The organism is Hymenobacter miniatus, from assembly GCF_016427455.1.
GTDB classification, from domain to species: Bacteria; Bacteroidota; Bacteroidia; order Cytophagales; family Hymenobacteraceae; genus Hymenobacter; species Hymenobacter armeniacus.
Genome location: NZ_JAELXR010000020.1, coordinates 26,747 through 48,410, shown reverse-complemented (window position 1 = coordinate 48,410; position 21,664 = coordinate 26,747). Strand labels below are relative to the sequence as shown.

The 21,664-nt window shown below is 70.4% G+C and carries 19 protein-coding genes; 12 read left to right on the top strand and 7 right to left on the bottom strand.

Going from position 1 to position 21,664, the window contains the following annotated elements:
* Positions 1-70: 70 nt before the first annotated feature.
* Positions 71-889, bottom strand: a complete 819-nt coding sequence (locus tag JAO73_RS21620) for a universal stress protein (RefSeq protein WP_198979346.1) — start codon at positions 887-889, stop codon at positions 71-73.
* A 158-nt stretch (positions 890-1,047) separates the two neighbouring features.
* Here JAO73_RS21620 and JAO73_RS21615 point away from each other — a divergent pair, with 158 nt between their 5' ends.
* From JAO73_RS21615 to JAO73_RS21560, 12 genes are all read left to right on the top strand, one after another.
* Complete coding sequence (locus JAO73_RS21615) at positions 1,048-2,442, top strand: MBL fold metallo-hydrolase RNA specificity domain-containing protein (protein WP_198979345.1); 1,395 nt, start codon at positions 1,048-1,050, stop codon at positions 2,440-2,442.
* Between the two features lie 38 nt (positions 2,443-2,480).
* Complete coding sequence (locus JAO73_RS21610; protein WP_198979344.1) at positions 2,481-3,992, top strand: amidohydrolase family protein; 1,512 nt, start codon at positions 2,481-2,483, stop codon at positions 3,990-3,992.
* A 379-nt stretch (positions 3,993-4,371) separates the two neighbouring features.
* On the top strand, positions 4,372-5,391 hold the full coding sequence (locus JAO73_RS21605) for a 2-hydroxyacid dehydrogenase (RefSeq protein ID WP_198979343.1): 1,020 nt from the start codon (positions 4,372-4,374) through the stop codon (positions 5,389-5,391).
* A 45-nt stretch (positions 5,392-5,436) separates the two neighbouring features.
* Positions 5,437-8,148, top strand: a complete 2,712-nt coding sequence (locus tag JAO73_RS21600; protein ID WP_198979342.1) for a cation-translocating P-type ATPase — start codon at positions 5,437-5,439, stop codon at positions 8,146-8,148.
* A 100-nt stretch (positions 8,149-8,248) separates the two neighbouring features.
* Positions 8,249-9,763, top strand: a complete 1,515-nt coding sequence (locus tag JAO73_RS21595) for a L,D-transpeptidase family protein (protein ID WP_198979341.1) — start codon at positions 8,249-8,251, stop codon at positions 9,761-9,763.
* A gap of 37 nt (positions 9,764-9,800) precedes the next feature.
* Positions 9,801-9,941: a hypothetical protein gene (locus JAO73_RS21590; protein ID WP_198979340.1), complete on the top strand. Its 141-nt coding sequence runs from the start codon at positions 9,801-9,803 to the stop codon at positions 9,939-9,941.
* Positions 9,942-9,994: 53 nt separating this feature from the next.
* A complete protein-coding gene (locus JAO73_RS21585; RefSeq protein ID WP_198979339.1) occupies positions 9,995-10,213 on the top strand; it encodes a hypothetical protein in 219 nt (72 codons plus the stop codon).
* Positions 10,214-10,235: 22 nt separating this feature from the next.
* Positions 10,236-11,060, top strand: coding sequence for a universal stress protein (locus tag JAO73_RS21580; RefSeq protein ID WP_198979338.1), 825 nt, complete (start codon positions 10,236-10,238; stop codon positions 11,058-11,060).
* A 49-nt stretch (positions 11,061-11,109) separates the two neighbouring features.
* The gene (locus JAO73_RS21575; RefSeq protein ID WP_198979337.1) at positions 11,110-11,304 is read left to right on the top strand and encodes a universal stress protein; all 195 of its coding nucleotides are present in this window, start codon (positions 11,110-11,112) and stop codon (positions 11,302-11,304) included.
* Positions 11,285-11,968, top strand: a complete 684-nt coding sequence (locus JAO73_RS23445) for a universal stress protein (protein WP_198979336.1) — start codon at positions 11,285-11,287, stop codon at positions 11,966-11,968. The genes JAO73_RS21575 and JAO73_RS23445 overlap by 20 nt, the downstream gene beginning before the upstream one ends.
* Positions 11,969-12,018: 50 nt before the next feature.
* Positions 12,019-12,909 carry a universal stress protein gene (locus JAO73_RS21565; RefSeq protein WP_198979335.1) on the top strand — a complete coding sequence of 297 codons (891 nt, stop codon included), beginning with the start codon at positions 12,019-12,021 and terminating at the stop codon, positions 12,907-12,909.
* Positions 12,910-13,054: 145 nt separating this feature from the next.
* Positions 13,055-15,544 (top strand): cation-translocating P-type ATPase, encoded by a 2,490-nt coding sequence (locus tag JAO73_RS21560; RefSeq protein ID WP_198979334.1) that lies wholly within the window; start codon positions 13,055-13,057, stop codon positions 15,542-15,544.
* 106 nt (positions 15,545-15,650) lie between these two features.
* Here the strand turns inward: JAO73_RS21560 and JAO73_RS21555 are convergent, their stop codons facing one another.
* The 6 genes from JAO73_RS21555 to JAO73_RS21530 form a co-directional block, all read right to left on the bottom strand.
* Positions 15,651-16,523 (bottom strand): universal stress protein, encoded by an 873-nt coding sequence (locus JAO73_RS21555; RefSeq protein ID WP_198979333.1) that lies wholly within the window; start codon positions 16,521-16,523, stop codon positions 15,651-15,653.
* Positions 16,524-16,612: 89 nt separating this feature from the next.
* Complete coding sequence (adhP, locus tag JAO73_RS21550) at positions 16,613-17,707, bottom strand: alcohol dehydrogenase AdhP (RefSeq protein WP_198979332.1); 1,095 nt, start codon at positions 17,705-17,707, stop codon at positions 16,613-16,615.
* Between the two features lie 50 nt (positions 17,708-17,757).
* Positions 17,758-18,717: a 1-phosphofructokinase family hexose kinase gene (locus tag JAO73_RS21545; protein ID WP_198979331.1), complete on the bottom strand. Its 960-nt coding sequence runs from the start codon at positions 18,715-18,717 to the stop codon at positions 17,758-17,760.
* A gap of 176 nt (positions 18,718-18,893) precedes the next feature.
* Complete coding sequence (gene hemF / locus JAO73_RS21540; RefSeq protein WP_198979330.1) at positions 18,894-19,850, bottom strand: oxygen-dependent coproporphyrinogen oxidase; 957 nt, start codon at positions 19,848-19,850, stop codon at positions 18,894-18,896.
* 78 nt (positions 19,851-19,928) lie between these two features.
* Positions 19,929-20,852: a universal stress protein gene (locus tag JAO73_RS21535; RefSeq protein ID WP_198979329.1), complete on the bottom strand. Its 924-nt coding sequence runs from the start codon at positions 20,850-20,852 to the stop codon at positions 19,929-19,931.
* 82 nt (positions 20,853-20,934) lie between these two features.
* Positions 20,935-21,660, bottom strand: a complete 726-nt coding sequence (locus JAO73_RS21530; RefSeq protein ID WP_198979328.1) for a sulfite exporter TauE/SafE family protein — start codon at positions 21,658-21,660, stop codon at positions 20,935-20,937.
* Between the last annotated feature and the right edge of the window lie 4 nt (positions 21,661-21,664).

Genomic DNA, 21,664 nt, shown 5'->3' with positions numbered 1-21,664 from the left:
CGGCGCTCAGAATACACAAAAGCCCTCCGGTGCCGTGCCGGAGGGCTTTTTTGTGATTTCGGCGAGCCGGCTACTGCGCGGGCAGCACCAGCACGGGCAGCTTGCTTTCGAGCATCACCTGGGCCGTCACGCTGCGGTGGAACAGGTTGCCCATGAAGCTGCGGCGCCGGGCAATGAGCACCACTAGGTCGTAGTCGGCGGGCTGGGCGGCGCGGAGAATGCCGGCGGCGGGCTGCTCGCTGACCACGGTGCGGCACTGGGCCGGGGGCAGGTCCAGCACGAGTCCGGTGCGCATCACCGAGTCGAGCACCAGGGGCGGCAGCTCGTCGGGCCCGGTTTCGGGCACCACGTGAAACACGGTGATGCCGGCCCCGAGGGCAGCCAGCAGGTGGCGGGCGGTGCCGGCGTGCTCGCCCAGCGTGAAGGGGCCGCCGTCGATGGCCAGCAGCACGCGGCGGGGCGGGGCCGTGGAGCCGACGCCGTGGGGCACCACCAGCATGGGGTAGGGGGCGGTGCGCAGCAGGTCGAGGGAGGTGGTTTGCACCAGCTCGTCGGGCGTGTCGGAGTAGTCGGGGCGGCCCAGCACCACCAGCAGCGGGTGGTGGCGGCTCACGGCGTCGGCCACGGCAAAGGCCACGCGGCCGTGGCCGACCTCGGCCACCACGGGCACGGGCAGGCCGCCGGCCACGCTGTTGAGGGCCAGCTGAATGGCGTCCTGGCTCAGGTTGGAAATGCCGCCCGTGAATGCCTCGGGGTCGAGGAGAGAGTCGCGGCGCACGTGCAGTAGCACCAGGCGGGCGCCCAGCGGGCCGGCCAGGTTGGTGGCGTAGTCCAGGGCCTTGTTGGCGGCCTGAAAGAAATCGGTGAGAATGAGCAGGGAGGCGTCCATGAGGCAGGGCAAAAAATGGGGGGGTTCCTGCGGCAAAGCTCCGGCATAGTCCGGGCGGCGGACCTGCGCAAAATTAGCCAAACGCCTGACATTGCTCATGTGCCGGCGGCCGAAACGGTGGGAACCTTTGCACTATCATCTTCTTCAGCCTCAGGTCCATGAACGTTCATCTGCCATTTCTGGGGGCGGCCCACTGCGTCACGGGCTCGAAGTACCTGCTCACGCTGGAAAGCGCCGGTGCCCAGCACCGCGTTATGGTCGACTGCGGTTTGTTTCAGGGCTTTAAAGAGCTGCGTCTGCGCAACCGCGAGAAGCTGCCCCTGGCGCCGGCCGACGTGGAGGCCGTTATCCTGACCCACGCCCACCTCGACCACAGCGGCTACCTGCCCAAGCTGGTGAAGGACGGCTTCCGGGGCCGCATCCTGTGCACCGAGGCCACGGCCGACCTGCTCAGCATCATGCTGCTCGACTCGGCCAAATTGCAGGAGGAAGAAGCCGCCTACGCCAACCACAAAGGCTATTCCAAGCACCGCCCGGCCCTGCCGCTCTACACCCAGGCCGACGTGGCGCAGGTGCTGGCGCTGGTGGAAAGCGTGGCCTACGAGGCGCCCCTGGCCTTGCTCGGCGGCCGGCTCACGCTCACCTTCCGCGACGCGGGCCACATCCTGGGCTCGGCCATCGCCGAGCTCGACGTGCAGGGCGAGCACCAGCGCCGGCACCTGGTGTTTTCGGGCGACCTGGGCCGCTACGACAACCCCGTGCTGCACGACCCCGCCCGCGTGGCCCACGCCGACGTGCTGCTGGTGGAGTCGACCTACGGCGACCGCAACACCCGCCTGGCCGACCCCGAAAGTGCCCTGGCCCGCGTCGTGAACGAGGCCCTGGACCGGGGCGGCGTGCTGCTCATTGCGGCCTTTGCCGTGGGCCGCACGCAGGCCCTGCTCTACTACCTCAAGAAGCTGTTGGCGGCTGGCCGCATCCCGCCGGTGCCGGTGTACGTGGACAGCCCCATGGCCCTGCGCGTAGCCGACCTGTTTCCGCGCCACCCGGCGGCCCACCGGCTGGGCAGCGGCAACGTGTTCGATTTTCCCGGCCTGCACTTGGTGACGGAAGCGGCCCAATCGAAGGCCCTGAACCAGAAAACGGGACTGGCCATCATCCTCTCGGCCAGCGGCATGTGCACGGGCGGGCGCATCGTGCACCACCTGCACCACCGCCTGCCCCGGCCCACCGACACGGTGCTGCTCATCGGCTACCAGGCGGAGGGCACGCGGGGGCGCCGCCTGCTGGCCGGGGAACGGGAAATAAAAATGTTTGGCGAATTGGTGCCCGTGCGCTGCCACGTCGAGCACCTCGACGGCTTTTCGGCCCACGCCGACCGTCAGGAGCTGTTGCGCTGGCTCGACCAACTGCAGCCGCCGCAGCGCACCTTCGTGGTGCACGGCGAGCCGCCGGCCGCCGAAAACCTGGCCGCCACCCTGCGCCAGCGCCACTGGCCGCAGGTGGAAGTGCCTGAGTACCTCGAAAGCATGCAGCTTTTCGCAGGCCTTTGAATAGTAGTAAAATCTTTGCCAATCAAGAATTTAGGGCCATGAAATCGAACCGTGTATCCGGGCTGTTGCTGGGCTTGTGCCTGGCCGGCCGCGCCGCCTTGGGCCAACAGCCGGGGGGCGTCATTCCGCCGGTGGTAGTGCCCCCGATGGTCGATGAGCTGGTGATTACCAACGTGAGCGTGGTGAACGTGGACCTGGGCGAAATCGAGCCGCACCAGAACGTGGTGATGCGCGACGGCGCCATCATCTCGGTGGGCAAATGGGTGCCGGCCGGCCGGGGCGTGCCCACCGTCGACGGCACGGGCAAGTACCTGGTGCCCGGGCTCTGGGACGGTCACACCCACGCCCTGGGCTCGGCCGCCGAGGAGCGCATGGCCCTGCCGTTGTACGTGGCCCACGGCATCACCAGCATCCGCGACGTGACCACGGCCCGGCCCCTCAACGACCTGCTGCGCACCTACCAGGCCCTCGAAACCGGCCGCCGCGTGGGCCCGCGCCTCGAGCTAGCCGGCCCCGTGCTCAATGGCTCGGCCACGGAGCGCACCGGCCTCGGCCTGACGGCCACCCGCGCCGAAGGCCGCACCGAGGCTGAAAGCCACATCAAAGCCGGCTGGTGCAGTATGCAAACCGGTCCGCTGCTCTCGCACGACGCCTTTTGGGGCGCGGCCGCGGCCGCCGAGGAAGCCCGCGTGCACCTCACCGGCCCCGTGCCCGAGGCCGTGCCCGTGCTCGACGCCATCGGGGCCGGCCAGCGCGGCATCGACCACCCCGACAAGCTGCTGCTGGCCTGCTCCGCCCGCGAGGCCGAGCTGGTGGAGGCGCGCGCCCGGGCCTTGGCCGGCCCGCGGCCCCTCACCACCCTGCAGGCCCGTGTGAAAGCCCAGCAACCGCTCATTCTGGCCAGCTTCAGCGCCGAACGCTGCGCGGACCTGGCCCAGGCCCTGGAGCAGTACCGCACCTTTGTGGTGCCCGCACTGGGGGCGCAGGACTTTGCCTTAGGACGAGAGCCCGACCCGGCCGACCTGCGCTTTCGCGCCGTGCCGGCTGCTGTGCGCCAGCAGTGGGCGCGGGCGTCGCATGCCCGGCCGCGCCTTTCGGCGGGCCGCCGGGCCCGGCTGCAGGCCCTCGACTCGCTGCAGCGGGGCATGATTGCCGCGTTTGGCCGGCAGGGCGTGCGCCTGGTGGCGGGGTCCGACGCGGGCTCGGGCACGCCCAATCTCTTCCACGGAGGCGGCCTGCACGACGAGCTGGAGCGCCTCGTGGCCATCGGCCTCACCCCCGCCGAGGCCTTGCGCGCCGGCACCGTGAACCCGGCCATGGCCATGGGCCGCGGCTTCGACCTCGGCCGCATTCGCGCGGGCTACCTCGCCGATGCCGTGCTGCTGAACGCCAACCCGCTCACCGACATCCACAACCTGCGCCTGATTGAGGCCGTGGTGCTGCGCGGCCGCCTCTTCGACTTGGCGGCACTGGCCAAGCTGGCCCGCGATGGCGAAAAGGCCGCTGCCACGGAAGATGCCGCGGCGCACGCCACGGCCGTGGTGCGCTAGCCGGAGCTCGCCGTTTTTGGAAGGCAGGGTAGCTGACCTTAAAGGTGGTGTTTTAGGTAATTAAGCATTGATAATCAACAGGTTATTGCCATCAATTTAAGCGGTTCGTTATGGCATGAATACCCGGAAATTCCAGCGCCACTAGGGCGACGGCCCGCTGCAGTCCTGGCTGGGCCGGTTTTCGGACTAACGCGACTGGCTCGGCGTGCCCATGCCCACGGTGCTGAAAGCCAGTTGGGGGGCGGCCACCGCTAGCCCTACGCCCGGTTTGTGGCGCAAGACCTGGACTACAAAGACCTGAAGCTTTACTAACCGGCCGCTTTTCAGCCTTACTGCAGCCGCTTGCCAGTTGGGGCTGTCCCTGCCAGACCATTTGATTATGAACGTTACGGCTTTCAGTGTTCAGCATTTTGAGCGCAGCTTTCTGCAGCGGGCCAACCAAGGCCGCCACCAGCTCGCGCTGCTCGATACGCCCCTCACGGCCGACACGGCGCATCTGGCGCACGGCGCTCTGGCGGTGAGCGTGTTCACCCGCGACGACGTGTCGGCGGCGGTGCTGGAGCAGTTGGCCGAACTGGGCGTAAGCTACCTGGCCGTGCGCGCCAGCGGCACCGACCACGTGGACCTGGCCGCCGCCCGCCGCCTGGGCCTGCGCGTGGCCCACGTGCCCGACTACTCGCCTTACGCCGTGGCCGAGCACGCCGTGACGCTGATGCTGGCCCTGTGCCGCCACCTGCGCCAGGCCGACCAACAACTGCGGGCCAATGACTTCCGCCTCGACCACCTCATCGGCTTCGACCTGCACGGCAAGACCGTGGGCATCATGGGCGTGGGGCGCATCGGGGGCGTGGTGGCGCGCATTCTGCACGGCTTCGGCTGCCAGCTGCTGGGCCACGACGTGCAGCCTAACCCCGAGCTCACCGAGAAGTACGGCCTGCGCTACGTGCCGCTGCCCGAGCTGTGCGCCCAGGCCGACATCATCTCGGTGCACACCCCGCTCACGGCCGCCACCCATCACCTCATCGACGACCAGCTGCTGCGCCGGATGAAGCGCGGCGTGATGCTGGTGAACACCGGCCGGGGCGGCGTGCTGGACACAGCCGCCGCCCTGCGCGCCCTCAAAAGTGGCCAGCTGGGCTACCTGGGGCTGGACGTGTACGAAAACGAGAAGGCCCTTTTTTTCGCCGACCACAGCCAGGACCTGCTGCTCGACGACACGTTTGCGCGCCTGCTCACCTTCCCCAATGTGCTGCTGACCGGCCACCAAGCTTACCTCACCCGCGAGGCCCTCGCCAACATTGCCGACGCCACCCTGGCCAGCCTCAACGCCTGGGCCCTGGGCCACTCGCCCGAGCACGAGCTGTGCGCAGCCGGGACGGGAGCTCCCGCCCGCCGCTGAGCGGTGTCGAAGCCCGTTGCCCCTTTTCTTAAACCACCTGCCGCCATGCCTTTGCTCCCTGCGCCCCCGCTTTCCGAACCCGCGCGGCCGGCCGCGGCGCCTGTCGCTCCCTTCGTTGCGGCCGCTGGCCTTCCTGCTGCCGAGGCCCGGCGGCGCCTACTGGAGGCCGGCCCCAACGTGCTGGCCACGGCGCCGCGCGAGTCGGCGCTGCGCATGGCCTTGCGGCAATTCCGAAGCCTCACGGTGTTGGTGCTGGCGGGTGCGGCGGCCGTGTCGGCCTTCAGCGGCGATGTGGCCGAGGCGGTGGCCATTGGGGCGGTGGTGCTGCTGAACGCGGCCATCGGGTGTGGGCTGGAGTGGCAGGCCCGCGCCTCCATGGACGCCCTGCACGCCCTCGACGTGCCCCAGGCCCGCGCCCTGCGCGACGGGCAGCCCCACCAGCTGCCGGCCGCCGACCTGGTGCCCGGCGACGTGCTGCTGCTGGAAGGCGGCGACGTGGTGGCCGCCGACGCCGACCTGCTGGAAGCCCACCAGCTGCAGGTGAACGAGTCGGCCCTCACGGGCGAGTCGCTGCCCGTGAGCAAGGCGCCCGGCCCGGCCGCGCCCGGGGCCCCGCTGGCCGAGCAGCGCCAGCGCGTGTTCAAGGGCACGGCCGTGGTGGACGGCAACGGCCGGGCCCTGGTGGTGGCCACCGGCATGGGCACCGAGCTGGGCCGCATCACGCAGCTGGTGCAGGCCACCGGGCGCCCGCCCACGCCTCTGGAGGGCAAGCTTGATGTGCTGGCCCGGCAGCTGTTGCTGCTCACGGGTGGGCTCACGCTGGGCTACGGGCTGCTGGTGTGGGCGCAGGGCCAGCCGCTGAGGCAGGTGCTGAAAACCGCCATTGTGCTGGCCGTGGCGGCCATTCCCGAGGGGCTGTCCATCGTGGCCACGCTGGCCCTGGCGGCGGGCACCCTGCGCATGGCCCGGCATAAGGTGCTGGTGAAGCGCCTGCCCGCCGTGGAAGCCCTGGGCAGCACCGGCGTCATCGTGACCGATAAAACCGGCACCCTCACCCAAAACCGCATCGAGGCCCACACTGTGTGGCTAGCCGAGGGCTGCATCGAAGTGCGGCTGCAAAACGACGCCTTGAACGCCGTGGCGGGCGGCGCGCCCGGCCCGCTGGCCAGCCCGGGCTTTGCGCACCTGCAGCTGCTGGCCGCCTTGTGCAACAACGCCACCTACCACCCCGCCGACCCCAGCCGCACCACCGGCGACCCCCTCGAAATTGCCCTTTGGCAGCTGGCCGGCGCCACCCAGAACAGCGCCGAGGCCGCGCCGCGCCGCCTGGCCGAGCAGGCCTTCCGCTCCGATACCCGCCTCATGGGCACCGTGCACCAGCTGGCCGGCGGCCGCTGCCTGGTGGCCGTGAAAGGCGCCGCCGAGGCCGTGCTGCCCCATTGCCGCTACCAGTGGACGGCCGCCGGGGCTCCCCAGCCGCTCCGCGACGAAGACCGCGCCGCCTGGGTGGCCCGCGCCGAGGGACTGGCCGCGCGCGGCCTGCGCACCCTGGCCTTTGCCAGCGCCGAGTGGCCCGAGCACCCGGGCCCCGATTTTGTGCGCGAGCTGGAATGGGTGGGCCTGGTGGCTTTTCTCGACCCGCCCCGGCTGGAAGTGGCGCCGGCGCTGGCCGCCTGCCGGGCTGCCGGCATTCGCGTGATTGTGGCCACCGGCGACCACCCCGCCACGGCCCGCACCGTGGCCCAGCAGGTGGGGCTGCTGGAAGACGAAGAGCCCGACGACGTGATACTCGGCGCCGAGCTGGCCGACCTGCTGCGCCACCCCAACGGCGCCGGCCGGCGCCGCTTGCACCACGCCCAGGTGTTTGCCCGCATGAGCCCGGCCCAGAAGCTCGAGCTCATTGCCTATTACCAGCAGTGCGGCCAGGTGGTGGGCATGACCGGCGACGGCGTGAACGACGCCCCCGCCCTGCGCCGGGCCGACATCGGCATCGCCATGGGCCTGCGCGGCACCCAGGTGGCCGCCGAAGCCGCCGACCTCGTGCTGCAGGACGACGCCTTTGGTTCCATTGTGGTGGCCATTGCGCAGGGCCGCGTGATGCTGGCCAACATTCGCACTTTTCTGAGCTACCTCATTTCCTGCAACCTGAGCGAGGTGCTCATCGTGACGCTGGTGGCGCTGCTGCACCCGCTGGTGCCGCTCTGGCCGTTGCAAATTTTGTTTCTGAACCTGCTCACGGATGTGTTCCCGGCCCTGGCTCTGGCCCTGGGCCAGGGCCACCCCGACCTGATGCAACGCCCGCCCCGCTCGCCCAAAAAGCCGCTGCTGGGCTTCGCCGACTGGCGCCGGGCGGGCCTCTACGCGGCGGCCCTCACGGCGGGTGGGGCGGGCGCGTTTGCCTACGCGCGCTGGGGAATGGGCCTGCCGGCCGCGGAGTGCAACAACGTGCTGTTTTTTGGCATGGCGCTGGGCCAGTTGCTGCACGTGTTCAACTTCGCGGCCGACCGGCGTGCGCTGCTGCGCTCGGAGGTGACGCGCAATCCCTACGTGTGGGGCGCGCTGGTATTGTGCGGCGGCGCCATGCTCACAATTTACTTGTTGCCGGCACTGCGGCCGGTGTTTGGCATAGTGCCGCTGCCGCCCGTGGCCCTGGCCCTGGTTTTCGGCAGCGGCGTGTTGCCCGTGCTGCTCATTCAAACAGTACGCTGGCTGCGCCGCACCGCCGCGGCGCGCCGGACTGTTGGCAAAGCAAGCTGACCGGCCTTTGCGAGAACGATTTCGCTCCCACGATTTCGTTCTCGCGAAGACCAGTCGAGTTGCCCATCCTCACTTATTTTAAAAGTCTCCGGCTGCTACTGTGAATCCATTTTCTGCCAAGCTTGTGATGCGGCGCTGCCTGGCCTTGAGCCTGCTGGTGGTTGTGCCGCGGTGCAGTCCGGCCCCGACCGAAACACGTAGCGCAGTTGAAAACCCCGGTCAGCAAGCGCTGAATGCCCTGCTGCCCGTCCAAGACGTGCCCGTGGCGCCGCTGCTGCAGGCCCTGCTCGATACCGCAGCGGCCGGCAGCGCCCGCGCCGCCGATGCCCGCCTGGGCCTACAGGCCGGCCCCGATGTGCGGGCGCTCTACGACTCGACCGACGCGCCCATCTGGACCACCGCCAGCGGCCTTTCCGCCGACGCCACGGCCGCGTGGCAGCAGCTGAGCCGCGCCGCGGAGCTTGGCCTGCCCGCCGACTACGTGCCGGCTGCGCTGGCCGCCCTGCGCGATTCGCTGGCGCTACCGGCCGGCCCGTCCCTACTCAGCCAGCAGCGCGCCCGGCTGGACCTGCAGCTCAGCGACGCCGTGCTGCGGCTGATGCGCGACCTGCACCGCGGCCGCCTGCGCCCCCAGGCCGAGCCCGCCCGGGCCAAAACGGGAGCGCAGTGGCGGCCCGCGGCTGCGCTTCGGGCCGCGCTGGGCCGGGGCGCGGTGCCGGCCGCCATGCTGGCGGGCCAGCCCGCCACCCGCGAGTACCGCCAGCTGCAGGCGGCGCTGGCGCGGTGGCTGGCCCGGCCCGTGCCGCCCGATTCGGCCGCGGCGCACCGTGCCCGCTACCAGCAGGCCGCCCTCAACCTGGAACGCTGGCGCTGGGAGGCGTGGGCGCCCACGCCCGCCTACCTCCTCGTGAACCTGCCCGCCTACGAGCTGCTGGTGGTGGCGCACGACTCGGTGCGGCGCCGCCACCGCGTCATCATCGGCAAGCCCGAAACGCCCACGCCCACGCTCAGCAGCGCCGTGCGTTACTTAACCCTGGCGCCCGACTGGCACGTGCCGCGCTCCATTGCCACGAAGGAAATGCTGCCCCGCCTGCGGGAAGACCCCGGCTACCTGGCCCTGAACAACCTGGCCCTCTACGACCAGCAGGGCCACCTGCTCGACCCTTTTGCCGTGAACTGGCGGACCGTGACGGCCCAGCGCTTTCCCTACACCATCCGGCAGTCGGCGGGCTGCGACAATGCCCTCGGCAATGTGGTGTTTCGCTTTGCCAACCCCTACGCCGTGTACCTGCACGACACGCCCATACGGCAGTTTTTTGCCGCGCCGGCCCGGGCCTTCAGCCACGGCTGCGTGCGGCTGGCCGAGCCCTTGGCGCTGGCCGCCGACCTGCTGCGCCGCGAGGGCCGCCCGGTGCGCCTGCCCAACGAGGCCGAGTGCGCCCGCCAGCCCGCGCCGCGCGACGTGCGCCTGACGCGGCCCATGCCCATCTATATCCGCTACGCCACCTGCACCGCCGAAAACGGCCAGTTGCGGTTCTTCGCCGACGTGTACGGGCGCGATGAGCGCGTGCGGCGGGCATTGTTCGGGCCTGATGAAAGTCAGGCCCCGAGGTAATCAGCGTCAGGGCGTTGGCGGCCGGAGAAAACGAATTTTGAGGTGTTCTCTTCACCTGCCCGGCGCTTCGGCCAAGGGCCCTTTCCTCCCGGTCATGATTACGCCCTCCCTCATGTTTTCGGTGCTGCTGCTGGCGGTGCTGGCCCTCACCAGCGCCTATTACCACGGCCGCTCGTAAGGCCCGGCGGCCCGCTAGCGGGCTTGCGCGGTGCGCCTCTCATTTTACAGGCGATGTCCTTCCACTTGCTGCCCTTCGCGGTGCCTTTGGCCTATGCGCCCGGCGGCCCGACCCTGCCCGTGAGCCCCGCCACGCTGCTGCGCGCCCTCGAAGTCGATGCCGCCATGGCGCTCGATGACTGGTGCGGCCACTACCCGCCGCTGCCCGCCCCGCGGCCCGCAGTGGCCCCCAGCGCTGGGGGGCCGGCGCTGGCCATTCGCGTTTCGCATTAATTCACTTTTTGCCCTGCTGGCCATGAGTCCTTCGTTGGTAGTCCTCACCGATTTTTTTGCCGTTTCCAACCGCGCGCTTTCCTACGCCGCCGGGCTGGCTCTGCCGCTCGAAGCCCACTTGGTGCTGCTGCACGTGCGCCACGACGGCCTGCTGGCGCCGGCCGAATACCACGCCGGCCACACCCCCGAGGGCGAGCAGCGCACCCGCCGGGCCCTCGAAACCTTGGCTTCGGCGCAGCCCGTGCCCGCCGAAGTTGATATTTCGGACGACTACCTGCCCGAGGCCGTGCAGGAGGTGGTGCGCCGCCACCAGCCGCTGCTGCTGGTGCTGGGCCGCCCCGGCCTGGCCGACGCGCCGCAGGAAATCATTGTGAGCACGGCCATGGACCTGCTGCGCCAAACCCAAAGCCCCGTGCTGGTGGTGCCCACCGTGGGCTGGGACGCTTTTCCGCCCCGGCGCCTGCTGCTGGCCGTCGATGGCGAACCCTTCCGCCTGTGCCCCAACCAGCGGGTGGTGCAGCGCTTGCTGCAGGCCAACGGGGGTACCCTCGACGTGGTGCACATCACCGACGACGACCACCGCCGCCCCGACGCGGCCGACATCCTGCGCAGCATTCGGCAAAACGACTTGGTGGACGACGGCCCCTCCCTCGACCGCCTGCACGAGCTCAGCCGCCAGCGCATTGCCGGGGGCGTGCTGGAAGAAGCCGCCCGGCAGGAGGCCGACCTGCTGGTGGTGGTGGCGCGGCGCCATAGTCTGCTCGGCAGCTTGTTTCATCGCAGCGTGACGGCCCAGCTGCTGCAGGAAAGCCCCATTCCGGTGCTGCTGCTGCCGGCCCAGGACTAGCGGCCGGTTGCCGAACTACTCGTTTTCATTTCTTAAAAGCTGCTGTGCTATGAATCCCAACCTGGTTGTGCTGACCGATTTTTCGCGGGCCGCCGAGCGCGCCTGTGCCTACGCCGCCGTGCTGGCGGCGGCCATCGACGCCGAGCTGCACCTGGTGCACGTGTTTTTGCCGCTGCCCATCGCCACTGAATACGGCCAGGTGCTGCCCGTGATGGACCCCCAACGTGCCCGATACCGCCCGTAGCCTGCAGCAGGTAGCCCGCACGCTGCCCGTGCCGGCCACGGCCGAAGTGCTGGAAGCCGACTGGCCCGGCGCCGTCGAAGAAGCCCTAGCCAAGTACCGCCCTGTGCTGGTGGTGGCCGGCCTGACGGCCACTTCCAACTGGCTCAGCGAATGGCTCAGCAACCGCGCCCAGCCCCTGGCCCACCAAACCGGCTACCCGCTGCTGCTCGTGCCCGAGCACCTGCCCGACGCGGCCCTGCGCCTGCCGCGGCGCCTGGCCCTGGCCGTGGAAGACCGGCCGTTTGCGCTGGCTCCGCAGGCGCGGGCCGTGGCCCCGCTGCTCGACGCCCTGGCCCCCGACGCCGTGGCCGTGAGCGTGCTCACGCGCGAGGAAAGCATTCGCGGGTGGGTGGGCCTGCACGCCGCCCAAACCTGCGGCCTGATGGCCACCATGCCCAGCTGCGGCCTGCACAAAGTGGTGGGAGAGGAGCCCGCCCCCGGCCTGCTGCACGCCGTGGCCGACCTGGAGGCCGACTGGCTGGCCCTGCTCGACCTGGGCCACGGCCTGTGGCACAAGCTTTTTAGCGGCAGCGTCATCGACCAGGTGCTGCGCCGTACCCCCGTGCCTGTGCTGCTGCTGACGGCCACGCAGCCCACGCCCGAACCGGCCCCCCTTCGTCCCTGAGCCGGCCGGCCTTTTGCCACCGAATCAATCAACGTAACCCATTTACCGCCATGGCCCTCACGCTCATCGTTTTCTCGGGGTTCTACGAACCTGCCCGGCACGCCATCCGCTACGCCGAAACCCTGGCCCAGGCTGTGCACGGGCGCGTGGTGCTGCTCCACGTCAACCGCGTTTCGCTGGTCGACCCCTACGAACTGGTGGGGGCCGTGGGCCGCAACTACCACCGCCAGGAGCTGGAAGGCCGGACCGACACGGCCGCCGCCCTGCAGCAGTTGGCCCAGGGCCTGCGCGTGCCTGCCACCGTGGAAATGGCCACCGACCTGCTGCCCGACGTGGCCCGTGAGCTGGCCGCCCGCCACCACCCGGCGCTGTTTGTGCTGGGCCAGCCCGACGAAGACCACCCCGACTTTGCCGGCACCGCCGCCCTGTGCGCCGAGCTGCTGCGGGCCGGTCAGTTTCCGGTGCTGGCCGTGCCGGCCACGGCCCCGGCCGAGCAGGCGCCCCACCGCTTCCTGGTAGCGGCCGACCGCGAGCCCTTCGAGCTGTCGGGGCCGGCGCAGGCGCTGCGCCCGGCGCTGGCGCTGCTGGCCACCAGCGTGGTGGTGGGCCATGTGTCCGACGGCGTGGAGGACGACGACGGCTGCGCCGCCGCCCTGCAGGCCGTGCGCGCCAGCGGCCTGGTCGAGTTCAGCGCCCCCGAGCTGCGCGGCTACTGCAACGGCGACTACGCCGACGGCGTGCTCGCGGCCGCCCAGGACACGGCCGCCGACGCCGTGGTGGTCATGGCCCGGCAGCGCAGCTTCATGAGCGACCTGTTTCACCGCAGCGTGACGGCCCGCCTGCTGGAGCAGTGCCCCGTGCCCGTGCTGGTGCTGCCCACGGCTTCGTCGCGGCCCCGCCCCACGGCCAGCGAGCTGACGGCGGCGGCCCTGCCGCGCTAGCGCGGGCTTGGGCAGAAGCCCGTCGGGCGGGCCGTCGTCGTGGCCCGGCGCTGCCGCCTGGTGTCGTTCGCACAAAAACTGGTTCGCCGGCCAAGCCCGCGGGCCGGGCAGGCCTTTTCATTCAGCCTCAATCAGCTCCTGTTTTATGATGGAACCAACCCTGGCGGTTGAAAGAGGCCTCCCCGACGCGGCAGTGGCCCGCTCGCGGGCGGCGCACGGCCGCAATGTCGTGGCCGCCGAAGATTCCTCCGGGTGGCGGGCCACGGCGCGCGAGGTGGTCACCGAGCCCATGTTTTTGCTGCTGCTGGTGGCGTGTGGGCTGTATTTTGGCCTGGGCCACACCGCCGAGGGCGTGACGCTGGTGGTGGCCCTGCTGGCCGTGGCGGGCATCTCGCTCTACCAAAGCGTGCGCAGCAACCGGGCCCTGCAGGCCCTGCGCGAGCTCACCCAGCCCCGCGCCCAGGTGTGGCGCAGCGGCGAGCTCCGGGCGGTGCCGGCCGCCGACCTGGTGGTGGGCGATGCCGTGCTGGTGGAAGAAGGCGAGCGCATTCCGGCCGACGGCCGCGTGGACAGCGCCAACGATTTTGCCGTGGACGAGGCCATCCTGACCGGGGAAGCCGTGCCGGTGGCCAAAGCCCCGGCCGACGCCGTGTATGCCGGCACCAGCGCCGTGTCGGGCAGTGCCTGGCTCACCCTCACGGCCGTGGGCGGCGGCACTGAGCTGGGCCGCATCGGCGGGAGCCTGCACGCCATCGCCACCGAAAAAACGCCTCTGCAGCGCCAGGTGAGCCAGTTTGTGCGGCGCATGGCCTGGGCGGGGCTGGGCGCCTTTGCCGTGGTGTGGGGCGTGAACTACGCCCGCACCGGCGACTGGGCCACGGCCCTGCTCTTCGGCCTCACGCTGGCCATGTCGTTGCTGCCGGAAGAAATTCCGGTGGCTTTCAGCAGCTTCATGGCCCTGGGTGCGGCCCGCCTGAGCCGGGCCGGCGTGCTCACCAAGCAGCCCCAAACCGTGGAAAGCCTGGGCTCGGCCTCGGTGATTTGCGTCGACAAAACCGGCACCATCACCCAGGCCGGCATGCGCGTGGCCAGCCTCTACGACGGGGCCACCGGCGCGCTGCTGCCCCTGCCCGCGGCCCTGCCGCCCACCGCCGCGGCCGTGCTGGCCTACGCCCGCTGGGCCTCCGAAACCGCCCCCTTCGACCCCATGGAAAAAGCCATTGTGGCCGCGCTGGCCGCCCACGCGCCCGTGCTGGTCGCGCCCGATTTCCCGCTGGTGCACGAGTACCCGCTGGCCGGCACCCCGCCCATGATGACGCACGTGCGCCGCACCCCCGCCGGCCCGCCGGCCGTGGCCGCCAAGGGCGCCGTGGAGCACGTGCTGGCCGTGTGCCGGGGGCTTGATGCCGGGCGGGCCGAGCAGGTGCGCACGGTGGCCCGGCAGCTGTCGGAGCAGGGGCTGCGGGTGCTGGGCGTGGCGCAGGCCGAAGCCCTGGGGGAAGACTTTCCGGCCAATCAGGACGACTTCGATTGGACCTTTTTGGGCCTGGTGGCGCTCGAAAACCCGCCCAAGGACAACGCGGCCGCCGTGCTGCGGGCTTTTGGGCAAGCCGGCATTGGGGTGAAGATGATAACCGGCGACTTTCCGGCCACGGCCCAGGCCATTGCCCGGCAGGTGGGCCTGCCCGGCGCCGACACCCTGCTCACCGGGCCCGAGGTGCTGGCCCTCGACGAGGCCGCGCTGCGCCAGCGCGTGGCGGGCACGGCCGTGTTTGCCCGCATGTTTCCGGAGGCCAAGCTGCGCGTGGTGAACGCCTTGAAAGCCAACGGCGAAGTGGTGGCCATGACCGGCGACGGCGTGAACGACGGCCCGGCCCTCAAGGCCGCCCACATTGGGGTGGCCATGGGCCGGCGCGGCAGCGAAGTGGCCCGGCAGGCCGCCTCGCTGGTGCTCGTCGACGACAACCTGGGCGGCATGGTGACGGCCGTGGCGCAGGGCCGGCGCATCTACCAAAACCTGCAGAAGGCCATTTCCTACATCGTGGCCATTCACCTGCCCATTGTGGCCACGGTGGCCGTGCCGCTGCTGGCCGGCTGGCCGCTGGCCAACCTGCTGGGCCCGGTGCACGTCATTTTTCTGGAGCTGGTGATGGGCCCCACCTGCTCCATCGCCTTCGAAAACGAGCCCGCCGAAGCCGGGCAGATGCACGCCCCGCCCCGCGCGCCGGGGGCCGTGTTTTTGGGCGGCTGGGCGCTGGGGCGCAGCCTGCTGCAGGGGCTGGGCATTGGCGCGGGCGTGCTGGGCGTGTACTACGTGGCCATGCGGGCCGGCCGGCCGGTGGCCGAGATGCGCACGCTGGTGTTTGCCACCCTGGTGCTGAGCAACCTGGTGCTTACGCTGGTGAACCGCTCGTTTTCGCAGTCGCTGTGGCGCACCCTGGCCGTGCCCAACCGCCTGCTCTGGCTGATGCTGGGCCTGGCGCTGGCCCTGCTGCTGGTGAGCCTGTGGGTGCCGGCCGCGCAAACGCTATTCGGGTTCGCGCCCGTGCCCGCCGCCGAGCTGGGCTGGTGCGCCCTGGCCGCGCTGCTGGGCGCCGGCGCGTTGGAACCATACAAGCTGCTGAAGAAAGGGTAGGGCCCCCGAGTCGTGCTGACCGCCAACCAGCGCCGCGCGCGCAGGCCGCCACGCAAAAGGCCCGGCAACCACCGTTGCCGGGCCTTTTGCGTGGCGGCCTGCTGCCTTAGTTCAATTGAAAGGTGAGCACCGGCGGGAAGGCGTGGGTGGCCACGTTTTCGGCAATGCTGGCCTGCAGGAAGCGGCTAAGGCCGGTGCGGCCGTGCGTGGGCAGCAGCACCAGGTCGGCCTGCACTTGGTGGGCGTAGCGCCGGATGCCCTCGCTGGGGCGGTCGGCCAGCGTCACGGCGGCCTCGTAGGAGCGCAGCTGGTGGCGGCTGGCAAAGGCGGCAATCTTTTCGCGGGCCGCTTCTTCCTGGCCGGCCGAGGCCACCACGCACAGCAAGTGCAGCACGGCTTCGGGGAAGAGGGCCTGCACGCGGCGCAGCTCGAACACGGCGCGGTCGGCCTCGGCCGAAAAATCGGACGGAAACACCAGGCGCTGCACCTCAAAGGCTTCGACCGGGTGCTTCACGGCCAGCACGGGGCAGGGGGCCGTGCGCACCAGCCGCTCGGTGTTCGAGCCGAAGAAGAAATGCTCGGCGGCCGTGTGGCCCTGCGCCCCAATCACCACCAAATCAATGGCCTGGTGGGTAAACATGCTGGTCAGGGCCTCGCTCAGGCGCGTGGCCTGCACAAACTCCTGCACCGGCACGCCGGGCGCCAGGGTGGCGGCTTCGGCCAGGAGGCGGTGCAGCCGGGTTTTGGTGGCCTGCAGCAGCTTCACAACGAAGACGTCGTCCATGGGGTCGCCGCTGCTGTTGGGCAGCTCGGTGCCGCCCACCGGCCCGCCGTAGGTGCTGAAGGTGGCCGTTTCGGGCAGCTCAATGGCGTGCAGCAGCAGCACGCGGCCCCCGATGCGGGCCGCCAAGCGAACGGCCACTTCAAACGCATGGTGCGACTCCGCAGAAAAGTCGGTGGGAACGAGGATGTTTTTCATGAGGAGAAAAAAGGAGGGAAAAGAAATTGAACTGAAAAGCCGGCCATGCTGGTCAGACCGCGGAAGGCGGCCCGGCCGGTCGTCGCGGGCTACACAGGTGCAGCCTCAGGCTGCGGGTTTCGGGCGGCCTGGGCCGCCTTTGCGGCCGGCGCCGGCAGGGCCAGGTCGAGCACGACGCGGCCCTGGATGGTGCCGGCCTTCATGGCGTCGAGCACTTCGTTGATGTTTTCGAGCGGTTCGCAGCGGTAGTGCACCTTCACCTGGCCGTTGGCGGCGAACGCCAGGCTTTCGGTCAGGTCTTGGCGGGTGCCCACAATGGAGCCGCGCACGGTTTTGCGGGTGAGCACCATCTCGAAAATGTTGAGCGGAAACTCGCCGGGCGGCAGGCCCACCAGCGCCAGGGTGCCGCCGCGCCGCAGCATGCCCACGCCCTGCGCGAACGCCGGCTGCGACGGCGCCGTGATGAGCACCCCATGCGCCCCGCCAATGCGCTGCTGCAGGGCGGCCACGGCGTCTTCCTCGGCGGCATTGATGGCTATTTCGGCGCCCACCGACTGCGCCAGGCGCAGCTTCTCGGCCTGCACGTCCACGGCCGCCACGCGCATGCCCATGGCTTTGGCGTATTGCACGGCCAGGTGGCCCAGCCCGCCCACGCCCGAAATCACCACCCATTGGCCGGGCTTCACCTCGGTTTCCTTTAGGCCCTTATACACCGTGACGCCGGCGCACAGAATGGGCGCTGCTTCCTGAAACGAAAGGTTGTCGGGCAGCAGGCCCACGTAGTTGGGGTCGGCCAGCACGTACTCGGCGTAGCTGCCGGGCACCGAGTAGCCGGTGTTTTGCTGCTGCGGGCACAGGGTTTCCCAGCCGGTGAGGCAGTACTCGCAGTGGCCGCAGGCGGTGTGCAGCCAGGGCACGCCCACCCGGTCGCCGGGGCGCACGTGCTCCACGCCCTGGCCCACGGCCACCACCGTGCCCACGCCCTCGTGGCCCGGAATGAGGGGCAGCGTGGCCTTCACCGGCCAGTCGCCGTTGATGGCGTGCAAATCGGTGTGGCACACCCCGCAGGCGGCCACTTTCACGAGGATGCGGCCCGCCGGCACGGCCGGTACCGGCACGTGCTCGATGCGCAGGGGCTGGCCGTAGGCATGGCACACGGCGGCTTTCATGGTGTTGGGTATCATGGCAATAAGCAAGAAGGGGTGAACAGATGGTAACAGGTTGGAGGCCGGCGTCAGGCCAGGGCGAACTCGGCGGGCATGGTGCGCAGCAGCTCCCGGTACAGGGCTTCGGCATCGGCCCGATGAAACAGCTCGGTGCCGGGGTTGAGGGTGGCGGCCGTGCCGCAGGCCACGCCCAGGCGGGCCGCCTCGCGCAGGGAGTGGCCGTGGGCCAGCGCGTGCACCAGGCCGGCCACCAGGCTGTCGCCGGCGCCCACGGTGCTCCGGCGCTTTGCGGCCGGTGCGGCAATGAACTCTTCCAGCCCCGGGGCCACCAGGCAGGCGCCCTGCGCGCCCAGCGACACCAGCACGGCGCCGCAGCCGCCCGGCCCCACCAGCGGCCGGGCCGCCGCCAGCAGCGCCGCGTCGTCGGCAAGGGGCCCGGTGCCGGCCAGCTGGCCGAGTTCTTCGCGGTTGGGTTTGATGAGGAAGGCGCCCGCCGCCACTGCTTCGCACAGGGCCGGGCCCGAGGTATCGGCCACCACGCGGGTGCCGGCCGCGTGGGCCTGGCGCACCACCTGGCCCAGAAATCCCGGCGCCACGCCCGGCGGCAGGCTGCCGCTCACCACCAGCAGCTGGGGCGGGCGCACAAAGTCGGCCAACGCGTCGAGCAATCGCTGCTGCTCAGCCGCGCTCAGGGCGGCGGCGGGCATGCCAAAGCGGTACTGCCGGCCGGTGCTGGTTTCTTCGATTTCCAGGTTTTCGCGGGTGGGGGCCTGCGTGGGCACCACGCACTGGGCGATGCCCTCGGCCGTGAGCAGCTCCTGCAGGCACGCCCCGGTGGGCCCGCCGGCCGGAAATACCGCCGTGGCAAGCGTGCCCAAGCGCCGCAGCCCGCGCGCCACGTTGATGCCGCCCCCGCCGGCCGCCACCGTGGGCGCGGCGCAGTGCAGCTTCTGGTCGGGCACCAAGGTCGGCACCGAGGTGCTCTTGTCCAGGGCCGGGCTCAGGGTAAGGGTCACGACGACGGGCATGGCAGCGGGCGTGGGCAGGGAGGCGGCCGAGGGAAAGGCCGCGCGGGTTGCTCACATTGCCAAAGGAAGCGCCCGCCCCAACGCCGTTTCCTGATGCCAAGCAGCGGGTTAGCTGATTGTTGTCAGGCCGGGGCGGGAGGCGGGCACAGCGGGCCGAAAGGGGCCAAGACCGGGGGCTACACGCTCAGCCAGTCGACGCCCTGGCGCAGCCACTGCTGCGACTCCGCCTCGGCCGAGCCAGCCTCCGGCACCCGGTTGTAGTGCCAGTCGGCCTGGGGGGGCAGGCTCATGAGGATGCTTTCGGTGCGGCCGCCGGTTTCGAGGCCGAAGCGGGTGCCGCGGTCGATGGCCAGGTTGAACTCGGCGTAGCGGCCGCGGCGCACGCGCTGCCACTCGCTGTGGCGGGCGGTGTAGGGCAGGGCCGCGTTTTGGCGCATGATGGCGCTGTAGGCGCGCCCGTACACCTCACCCACGTCCTGCACAAACGAAAACAGCTCTTCAAACAGGCCGTCGCGCCCCACGGTGAGGCGGTCGAAGAAAATGCCGCCCACCCCGCGCGTCTCGCCGCGGTGGGGCAGGTAGAAGTATTCGTCGGCCCACTGCTTGAAGCGCGGGTAATAGCCGGGGTCGTGGCGGGCGCACACCTCGGCAATCTGCTCGTGAAACCAGCGGGCCTGCCGGGCGTCGACGTAGATGGGCGTCAGGTCGAGTCCACCGCCAAACCAGGCTTCGCCGTTGGCCGTTTCAAAATAGCGCACGTTCATGTGCGAGATGGGCACCTGCGGGCTGCGCGGGTGCTGCACCACGCTCACGCCCGTGGCAAAGTAGCGGCGGTCGGGCATGAGCAGCTGGCGGGCGGCGGCCTCGCTCATTTCGCCCCACACGGCCGAAAAGGCCACGCCGCCTTTCTCCAGCACGTCGCCCTGCTGAAACACGCGCGTGCAGCCGCCCCCGCCGCCGCCGTGCTGCCACTCGTCGCGGCTGAAATGCCGGCCGCTGCCATCGGCGGCTTCCAGGCGGTGGCACAGCCAGTCTTGGAACTGGCGCATCCAGCCCTCCACCACGGCGCGTTGCGGGGCTACGGGAATAAAAGCAGGGCTGGAAGAAACGGCGGGGTTAGAAGAAACGAGCATGACGTCGGGCATTTAACACTGGAGATACTGATGGAGAAAGAAGCCCGCCGTCAGTGGTTGGGCTTGGGAGGCAACCGCCTAGGCCCAGCGCACGGCGTGGTAGTTAGCAGGCAGGTGTTGAAGGGACTGTTCTTTGGCCAGCTGGGCGGCGCACCGGTCGCAGCAGGCCACGCTGGCCTGGCGCTCGGCCGGGGAGGGCAGCACCAGCACCGGAATTTGGGTGTGGTAGGCGCGGGTGGTGGCGTAGCAGGCGTCGAAGTACTGCCGCAATTGGGCGGGGCTGCTCGGGGCCACCACCAGCAGCTGGGCGTGCACGTGGGCGCAGAATTCGCTGATGCCTTCGAGCGGCGCGTCGTCTTCGAGCAAATGCGGCGTGGTGAAGTTCCAGGCCAGGTGGGCGGCGGCCTTACTCAGGGCCTGTTTCAGCTGGCGGCGCAGGGGCCGTTCGGCGGGGGCGTAGAACTGCACCAGGTCGAGCGGGGCCGGAAAGGCGCCTTCCAGCGCCGCCAGCCGGGGCAGGATGTGCAGCCCCAGGGTGCGAAAATCGGCGGCAAACACCAGGCGGTTGGGCAGGGAGCGGCGGCCGGGCGGCACCACCAGCAGGGGGCAGCTTACCAGCTGGGCAATGGCCGCGGCGTGGTTGCCGGGGGCTTCCTGCCTACCGCAGTCGATGTGCTCCAGGCCCATGAGCACGAGGTCGGCGGCGCAGCGCACGGCCTCCTGGCGCACGTGGTCGTGCAGGCAGCCGGCCAGCACGCGGTAGCGGTATTGAATGCGGCGGCCGTCGTGGCGGGTGAGCTGCTGGTAACGCAGGCGCTCCACCAGGCTGCGCAGGCGCTGCTCCTCCTCGGCCAGCTGCTCGGCCGCCACCGGAGTGTCGCCGCCGGGGTGGCAGTAGAGCACCACCACTTCGGCCGGCCAGCGCACGGCCAGCTTGTTGGCATAGGCCAGGGTGTGTTCGGCGGCCGCGGTGTGGTCGAGGGGAACGAGCAGGGTTTTCATGTTAAGGGGAGGTGGGGAGGTGGGGAGAGGGAAAGCGGAATGAGTGATGAGAGCTGATTTCTCATGTCTCACCTCTCATTTTTCAATGGCAGTAATGCACGGTGTGGGGCTGGGCCGCGGCCGCCGCGGCCGGCCCCGCGCTCAGCTGCGGGCTCAGGTAGGGGATGCCCAGCCCCAGCCCCCGCACGATGAACAGCGCCGCCAGCACCGCGGCCGCGTAGGGCACGGCCTGTCGCATGCGGATGCGCCAGCCCAGCGGCACCAGCCGCCCGCTCAGGCTCAGGCCCAGCATGAGCGGCAGCGTGCCCAGCCCGAAGCAGGCCATGTAGGCCGCCGCGCCCGCCACGCCCGGCGCACTCAGCGCACCCGCCAGGGCCAGGTACACCAGGCCGCAGGGCAGCAGGCCGTTGAGCAGGCCGGTGGCGTAGAGCGCCCCCGGCGAAACCTGCTGAAACAGGCGCGCCAGGGCGGTCTTCACCCACGCCAGCGGCCGGCCCAGGCCCAGCGCGCCGGCCAGGCGGGCAGAGTGGCGCTCGGGCACGGCCACCAGCAGCAGAATCAGCACGCCCGAGGCAATGGAGAGGCTTTGCTGCAGCCCGGCCAGGCGCAGGCTCTGGCCCAGCAGGCCGGCCCCGGCGCCCAGCGTGGCGTAGGTGCTCACCCGGCCCAGGTTATACAGCAGCCGCCCGCCGCCAAAGCGCCAGCCGGCCCCGCCGGGCTGCCCGGGCAGCGCCAGGGCAATGGCCCCGCACATGCCCACGCAGTGAAAACTGCCCAGCAAGCCAAACAAAAAACCAGCCCAGAGCATGGCA

Bases quoted from the DNA above. Each gene is read 5' to 3' on its own strand.
- JAO73_RS21585 (WP_198979339.1), top strand. From the start codon at position 9,995: ATGTCCTTCCACTTGCTGCCCTTCGCGGTGCCTTTGGCCTATGCGCCC.
- JAO73_RS21620 (WP_198979346.1), bottom strand. From the start codon at position 889: ATGGACGCCTCCCTGCTCATTCTCACCGATTTCTTTCAGGCCGCCAAC.
- adhP (WP_198979332.1), bottom strand. From the start codon at position 17,707: ATGATACCCAACACCATGAAAGCCGCCGTGTGCCATGCCTACGGCCAG.
- JAO73_RS21565 (WP_198979335.1), top strand. From the start codon at position 12,019: ATGGCCCTCACGCTCATCGTTTTCTCGGGGTTCTACGAACCTGCCCGG.
- JAO73_RS21600 (WP_198979342.1), top strand. From the start codon at position 5,437: ATGCCTTTGCTCCCTGCGCCCCCGCTTTCCGAACCCGCGCGGCCGGCC.
- JAO73_RS21530 (WP_198979328.1), bottom strand. From the start codon at position 21,660: ATGCTCTGGGCTGGTTTTTTGTTTGGCTTGCTGGGCAGTTTTCACTGC.
- JAO73_RS21555 (WP_198979333.1), bottom strand. From the start codon at position 16,523: ATGAAAAACATCCTCGTTCCCACCGACTTTTCTGCGGAGTCGCACCAT.
- hemF (WP_198979330.1), bottom strand. From the start codon at position 19,850: ATGCTCGTTTCTTCTAACCCCGCCGTTTCTTCCAGCCCTGCTTTTATT.
- JAO73_RS21605 (WP_198979343.1), top strand. From the start codon at position 4,372: ATGAACGTTACGGCTTTCAGTGTTCAGCATTTTGAGCGCAGCTTTCTG.
- JAO73_RS21560 (WP_198979334.1), top strand. From the start codon at position 13,055: ATGATGGAACCAACCCTGGCGGTTGAAAGAGGCCTCCCCGACGCGGCA.
- JAO73_RS21545 (WP_198979331.1), bottom strand. From the start codon at position 18,717: ATGCCCGTCGTCGTGACCCTTACCCTGAGCCCGGCCCTGGACAAGAGC.
- JAO73_RS21615 (WP_198979345.1), top strand. From the start codon at position 1,048: ATGAACGTTCATCTGCCATTTCTGGGGGCGGCCCACTGCGTCACGGGC.
- JAO73_RS21610 (WP_198979344.1), top strand. From the start codon at position 2,481: ATGAAATCGAACCGTGTATCCGGGCTGTTGCTGGGCTTGTGCCTGGCC.
- JAO73_RS21580 (WP_198979338.1), top strand. From the start codon at position 10,236: ATGAGTCCTTCGTTGGTAGTCCTCACCGATTTTTTTGCCGTTTCCAAC.
- JAO73_RS21575 (WP_198979337.1), top strand. From the start codon at position 11,110: ATGAATCCCAACCTGGTTGTGCTGACCGATTTTTCGCGGGCCGCCGAG.
- JAO73_RS21535 (WP_198979329.1), bottom strand. From the start codon at position 20,852: ATGAAAACCCTGCTCGTTCCCCTCGACCACACCGCGGCCGCCGAACAC.